This window comes from Vogesella urethralis, assembly GCF_007644045.2.
In the GTDB taxonomy this organism is placed as follows: domain Bacteria; phylum Pseudomonadota; class Gammaproteobacteria; order Burkholderiales; family Chromobacteriaceae; genus Vogesella; species Vogesella urethralis.
Window position 1 is genome coordinate 1 of the sequence record NZ_VMDW02000023.1, and the last position, 1,405, is coordinate 1,405.

Consider the following 1,405-nt stretch of genomic DNA (forward strand, 5'->3'; position numbering starts at 1 on the left):
ATTACTGGCGGAGAAATCCGGTAAATTAGCCTTGGACTCTAAAGCGTAGTGCTACTGAGATTGGGGGGACGTCGCCGGAAAAGTACGTCTGGTCTTGGTCATGAACACTGCTCCTTGGTGGCGATTATCCACCTTAAGTTAGTGTCCACGGGGAACGGGACAGACCACTAAGGCAAGTGCCCACCGTTCGCTGATCCGCTAGAACTACGCCAGTTAAGCAACAAATCTCTTCATGAGCACCCATCGCGCGTGGTCTTGCACCCCCGGCTATTTGGGAGATTGCATGCGCATGGCTTGCTTTTCTTGTGCGATCTTGACGAGATCAGCATCGAAATGGTGTGGGTGACGAATCACTACGGCCTCAAAGGTGTAATCCCCCAGTCCGAGTGCATGCTGCAACTCAAACCCCTCCCCAGCTGGCTTTCTCACGATAGCCGCGACAGCCTCGATCTCCCCGCGATGTTCGATGGATTTTCGGATGTGGCGGGCTTTGAGGTTTTTCTTGTTGGTAAAGAAGATAACTTCTTCCCGTGCATAGACTACCCGCCAGATGTCGCGGGATACGTCGGTCTCAAATGCATGTTGCCCAATCTTCAGCTCGATAGCATGCCGACGTGCTACTGGCACAAGGTCCGGCTGTTTGGCTTCGGCGTTCAGCATGAATTGCCTGCATTCCTCTGGCGTTTTCAGCCGTGTGATTCGATGTTGGTCTTCAAGACTTGGCATAGTGTGCAGCATGGTGATCTCTTATTACCAATTTATGGATACAGAGCTGGCGCCGCGGCGCTTGAGTTCTGCAATGATATTCTCGATCGAGACATCCGCAAGCAAAGTACCCTGTTGCGAGATGGAATCCTGCCGAGTCAGATGCGGCTTCAATGGGAGCTCATCCCCGCCTGAAGCCATTTCCGAGGCGGGAAACAGTACTGCGTTCAGTTTTCGCCATGTCTCCAGACTAGGCAGGGTCGCATTCGAGTTGTTCATGTCTTCGTAGCGTGCGGGCATGACTTCGTGGATACCGACCAAGTGAGCGAGCGCCCGCTTGCTCAAATTGCGACTTAGTCGCGCCTCTTTGAGTGCGACTCGAAAATCAGGGGCTGAAACAGGTGGAAGTTCAGTTCGCTGCGACATGTCAAATCAAACCTTTAAAGTTGGTTTCCGAAAAAAGTCAGTTCTTAGGTTCAGCAATATTGTTATAAAGGATTTCCCCTCAAACAAAATCAAGCAATACTTACTGTTCCATTGCCACAACACTAACTAACTCTATACTAACGCAAGTCAAAATCAACATCAACACATTGCCTGCACATCCGTGCAAAGCGTCCGAACATTGAATCGCCCTCACTTTCCTAGATACCTCGTGAGCCTCACACTAGGCCCTACAAGGAGGTGTCATGAGCAAGCC

At 51.0% G+C, this 1,405-nt stretch carries 2 protein-coding genes; both read right to left on the reverse strand.

Features of this window, described 5'->3' with window-relative positions; all coding sequences use genetic code 11:
• Window positions 1-267: 267 nt before the first annotated feature.
• Window positions 268-738, reverse strand: a complete 471-nt coding sequence (locus FLQ03_RS01005; protein WP_144374138.1) for a hypothetical protein — start codon at window positions 736-738, stop codon at window positions 268-270.
• A gap of 12 nt (window positions 739-750) precedes the next feature.
• Window positions 751-1,131, reverse strand: a complete 381-nt coding sequence (locus tag FLQ03_RS01010; RefSeq protein ID WP_144374139.1) for a helix-turn-helix domain-containing protein — start codon at window positions 1,129-1,131, stop codon at window positions 751-753.
• Between the last annotated feature and the right edge of the window lie 274 nt (window positions 1,132-1,405).

What these genes read in the sequence shown, in the direction of transcription:
- FLQ03_RS01005 (WP_144374138.1), bottom strand. Translation starts at nt 738, where the DNA reads ATGCTGCACACTATGCCAAGTCTTGAAGACCAACATCGAATCACACGG.
- FLQ03_RS01010 (WP_144374139.1), bottom strand. Translation starts at nt 1,131, where the DNA reads ATGTCGCAGCGAACTGAACTTCCACCTGTTTCAGCCCCTGATTTTCGA.